Consider the following 4,203-nt stretch of genomic DNA (forward strand, 5'->3'; position numbering starts at 1 on the left):
GTGTGACACTTCTGGTGGAAGTGTCACACTTTCTCAAGTAGGTACCCCCGGCCCGGCCGGATTCGCCGGCATCATCGCGGTCTCGTCGGGCCGCTCACCTCCCGAGTACGCGGTCGACCTCCGCCAACTGCCCCGCGGTGAGCGGCCCCTTCGCGATCGCGCCCGCGTTCTGCTCGGCCTGCGTGACCGAGCGGAAGCCGGGGATCGGGACGGTGCGCGGGCTGCGGGCCCACAGCCAGGCGAGGGCTCCCTGGGCGGGGGTGCGGCCGTCGGAGGTGAGGATCTCGCGCAGGGCGTCGACGCGGGCGACGTAGTCCTCGTCGGCGCCGTCGCCCTGCTTGAAGCCCTGCATCCAGGCCGGGGGCGTGTTGCGGATGTCCCCTGCCTCCAACGCCCGCCCCTTCGCCTGCTTCCCGGTGAGCAGGCCCATCGCGAGGGGGCTGCGGTTGATGCTGGCGAGCCCCAACTCCTCGCACAGCGCGAACATTTCGGGCGCGTCCTGCAACACGTTCGCCCCATGCTGTACGGCCGCGCAGTGCTCCCCCTCGGCGAACACGGCGGCGCGTGCGGGGTCGTCGGTGCTCCAGGCGTAGGCGCGGATCAGCCCCTCCCGTACGAACTCCTCGCACTGGTCCCGGAGTTGGGCGGCGCGTCCCACGTCGGCGTCGGACAGGTGCAGTTGGTACAGGTCGACGTGGTCGGTGCCCAGGCGCTCCAACGAGGCGGTGAGCGCCCGGCGGGCGTACTCCGGGGAGTCGTCGGCGCCGGTGAGCGTGCGGGTCTCCTCGTCGAAGACGTTGCCCCACTTGGTGGCGACGACGACATCCGCCCGGCGCTTGCCCAGCGCGCGGCCGAGGACGCGTTCGCTGTGCCCCGCGCCGTAGGTGTCGGCGGTGTCGAAGAACGTGACGCCCAGATCGAGGGCGCGCCGAACCGCCCGTACGGACTCCTCGTCGTCGACCTTGCCCCAGCCGAGCGGCTGCCCGCTCGTGTCCTGCCACTCACCGCCGATCGCCCAGCAGCCGAAGCCGAGAGCGCTCACGTCGATACCACTGCGTCCGAGGGTCCTGATGTTCGACTTCGTCTCCATGCCTGTGGACACTAGGAGTTGGAGCGCACTTCAAGGCAAGGCCTTTTACGTAGGGCCTTTTGTGCACGGCCCTATACGTCGGTCAGGCCTGCCCGGTCTCGAAGCGGGCGATCCTGCCGTCGTCGCCGACCGTGAAACTCCACCGGGTGCGCATCTCGCCCCACGCGTCGTTGGAGTAGCGGGCGACGAGGGCACGGCCGCCGTTCGACTCCCGGTCGACCTCCATGTGGCCGTGGGAGGAGAAGATCTCCCGGTCGATCCACTCGGCGAGGTCACGGTCGGAGCCGTCGTCCGCCATCGTCGCGCCCGGTGCGAGCAGCGCCAGGAAGGCGTCGCGGTCATGGGCGTTGACGGCGCCGACGAACGCCCGGACGGCCGGATCGCTGAGTTTGGCTGTCTGAATCGTCATGCCGGTCAGACTCACACCGTTCCCCGGGGCCCGCCACCCGAACGGCCGCGCGAACCCGCCCGCGGAACGCCGGGGATGCGACGGTGGAGGGACCGTCCCCGCCGCCTGTCCAGGGAGTCACCGTGACCTGTTACGACCGACAAGATCTGGGCCTGCTGCTGCTCCGGCTGGGTACCGGCGGAGTGCTGGCCGCGCACGGCGCGCAGAAGCTGTTCGGCTGGTTCGGCGGGGGCGGGATCGAGGGTACGGGCGCGGCCATGGAAGCGATGGGCTACTCCCCCGGCAAGCAGAGCGCCGCGATGGCGGGCCTCGCGGAGGCGGGCGGCGGCACGCTGCTCGCGCTGGGTCTGGCGACCCCGGCGGCGGGCGCGGCGGCGGCCGGCGCGATGGCGGGAGCCACCGCCGTGCACGCGCCCAACGGCTTCTTCGCGGCGGCCGGCGGCTACGAGTACGCGGCCTCCCTCGCCCTGACCGCGGCCGGCCTCGCGGTCACGGGCCCGGGCCGTCTCTCCCTGGACCACGCGCTCGGGCACGCGGTGAACCGGGGCTGGATGGTCCCGGCGGCGCTCGCGGTCACGGGGGCGGCGACGGCCGTGGTGGTGGGCATGCGGAACAGGCGGGTGCGGGAGGCCGCGGAGTTCGGGCAGGAGACGCTGTTCGACGAGGCGGATGCGGTCTCCGGCAAGTAGGACGCGGTTCGACGAGCAGGGCCGTGATGGCAGGCTGGGTCCATGAGTGAGCAGAACGACCGGTCCGCCGACCTCTGGGCCGGCATCGACGACCTGTGGACCTGGCTGGACGGCAACCGTCCGCCGAACGGCGAAGGCGGCGGCCGGGAGGGCCTGCTCCTGCGCGTGCTGAAGCTGTCCGAGGAGGTCGGTGAGGTCGCCGAGGCGGTGATCGGCGCGACCGGCCAGAACCCGCGCAAGGGCGTCACCCACACCTGGGACGACGTGCAGGCCGAACTGTGCGACGTCGTGATCACCGCGCTGGTGGCGCTGCGCACGCTGACCCCCGACACGCAGGAGGTCTTCACCCGCCACCTGGCCCGGGTCATGGAACGCTCCCTCGGCCCGTCCGCCGTTGTTCACCCCCAGGACCTGCCTGCGCCCCGCGGAGTTGGTGAAGTCCGCTGAGCCTTCTCGTCGACACCGAGCCGACGAAGGGGTCCCAGTGCAGGACTACGTTTTCTCCGACGGAGTTTTCTCCGGCGGGCGCAGGACGGTCGCGGTGGCGGGCACCTGCCTCGCCCTCGCGGCCCTGGGCCTCGGCCTCGGCCTCAACAGCCAGGCGCACGCGGCGAGTTACGGCACACCGACCATCTCCCTGTCGGCCACCTACCTATCGGGCGCGGTGGGCGCGGTCGGCGATCCGACGGTCCAGGTGACGGTCGCCCAGAGCGGCGCGGACGTCAGCGCGTTGACGGTCGCGGCCGGCAAGAGCAGCAAGACGTCGGTGGCGACGACGAGCGGTGTGACCGTCACCGGCACCGGTGCCACCCGCCAACTCTCCGTCACGGCGGCCGCGCAGGGCTACACCGACCTGACGGTGAAGGTCACGGGCCTCGGCGGCAAGACGGCCACCAAGACCCTGCACTACGCGGCCTCCGCGTCCGCCCAACAGTCCACGGACACCCGCTACTTCACCGGCTCCAGCGACGCCTCCGCCGCCGTCGACGTGGGCGGCGGCTACGTCGTCGTAGCGGATGACGAGTCCAACGTCCTTCGCCTGTACGACCGTTCGGCCTCCGGTGCCCCGGTGAAGACGTGGGACTTCAGCGACGACATCGACGTCTCCAAGGAGATCGACATCGAGGGCGCGGCCCGCGTCGGCGACACGATCTACTGGACCGGCTCGCTCGGCAACAACAAGGACGGCGAGTACAAGGCGCCCCGCAACACGGTCTTCACCACCAAGGTGACCGGCACCGGCGCCAACACGACGCTCTCCTACGGCAGTTCGTACGGCAAGCTCCGCGACGACCTGGTGGCGTGGGACAAGGCGAACGGCAACCGGTACGGCTTCGCGGCGGGCACCGCGGACGGTCAAGTCCCCAAGGAGATCGACGGGTTCAACGTGGAGGGGCTGGAGTTCGCGCCCGGCTCGACGAGCACGGCGTATCTCGGTTTCCGCGCTCCGCTCGCCCCGGCGGTCGAGGGCGGCAAGGCGCTGCTCGTGCCCGTCACCAACATCGACAAGGTGGTCGCCGACGGCACCGCCGCCGCCTTCGGCACACCGGTCGAGCTGGACCTCGGCGGCCTCTCCGTGCGCGACATCCGCAAGAACGCGGCGAACCAGTACCTGATCGTCGCCGGTTCCTGGGCCGCCGACGACAACTCCGACCCGTACGCCCTCTACTCCTGGACCGGCAGCGCGGCCGACCGGCCGGTCAAGCTGCGCGACCTGCCGACCTCGGATCCGGGCGCCTGGGAGGCGGTCGTAGACGTGCCGGACCTGACGGCCTCGGGCGCCCGTGCCCAGCTGATCACCGACGACGGCGCGGCCGACCTGTACGGCGACGGCACCGAGGCGAAGGACCTCTCGCACGAGGAGTGGCAGAAGTCGCGGTCGACCTGGTTCACGGTCACCGGCTGACGGGTCCGCCGTCCCGGGCTGACGGGCGACGCGCGTCCGGCCGGGGGGGCGGGCGCGCGCCACCCAGGCACCCGGGTCCTCGACAACACCCTCGAGGACGAAAGCCAGT

Annotated in this window: 5 protein-coding genes; 3 read left to right on the top strand and 2 right to left on the bottom strand. The window is 71.6% G+C overall.

Annotation, left to right across the window (positions count from 1 at the left end):
* Positions 1–94 precede the first annotated feature (94 nt).
* The gene (locus ACFWP5_RS51925) at positions 95–1,090 is read right to left on the bottom strand and encodes an aldo/keto reductase (protein ID WP_384174310.1); all 996 of its coding nucleotides are present in this window, start codon (positions 1,088–1,090) and stop codon (positions 95–97) included.
* Positions 1,091–1,172: 82 nt separating this feature from the next.
* Positions 1,173–1,499, bottom strand: a complete 327-nt coding sequence (locus ACFWP5_RS51930; RefSeq protein WP_384174312.1) for a nuclear transport factor 2 family protein — start codon at positions 1,497–1,499, stop codon at positions 1,173–1,175.
* Between the two features lie 122 nt (positions 1,500–1,621).
* Between ACFWP5_RS51930 and ACFWP5_RS51935 the strand changes: the two genes are divergently transcribed.
* The 3 genes from ACFWP5_RS51935 to ACFWP5_RS51945 are packed head-to-tail and all read left to right on the top strand — an operon-like array spanning position 1,622 to position 4,094.
* Positions 1,622–2,188: a DoxX family membrane protein gene (locus ACFWP5_RS51935; protein WP_384174315.1), complete on the top strand. Its 567-nt coding sequence runs from the start codon at positions 1,622–1,624 to the stop codon at positions 2,186–2,188.
* A 42-nt stretch (positions 2,189–2,230) separates the two neighbouring features.
* A complete protein-coding gene (locus ACFWP5_RS51940) occupies positions 2,231–2,635 on the top strand; it encodes a MazG-like family protein (RefSeq protein WP_384174317.1) in 405 nt (134 codons plus the stop codon).
* A gap of 37 nt (positions 2,636–2,672) precedes the next feature.
* Positions 2,673–4,094 carry a hypothetical protein gene (locus tag ACFWP5_RS51945; RefSeq protein WP_384174320.1) on the top strand — a complete coding sequence of 474 codons (1,422 nt, stop codon included), beginning with the start codon at positions 2,673–2,675 and terminating at the stop codon, positions 4,092–4,094.
* The last annotated feature ends 109 nt before the right edge of the window (positions 4,095–4,203 follow it).

The organism is Streptomyces sp. NPDC058469 (assembly GCF_042721125.1).
Classification (GTDB): domain Bacteria; phylum Actinomycetota; class Actinomycetes; order Streptomycetales; family Streptomycetaceae; genus Streptomyces.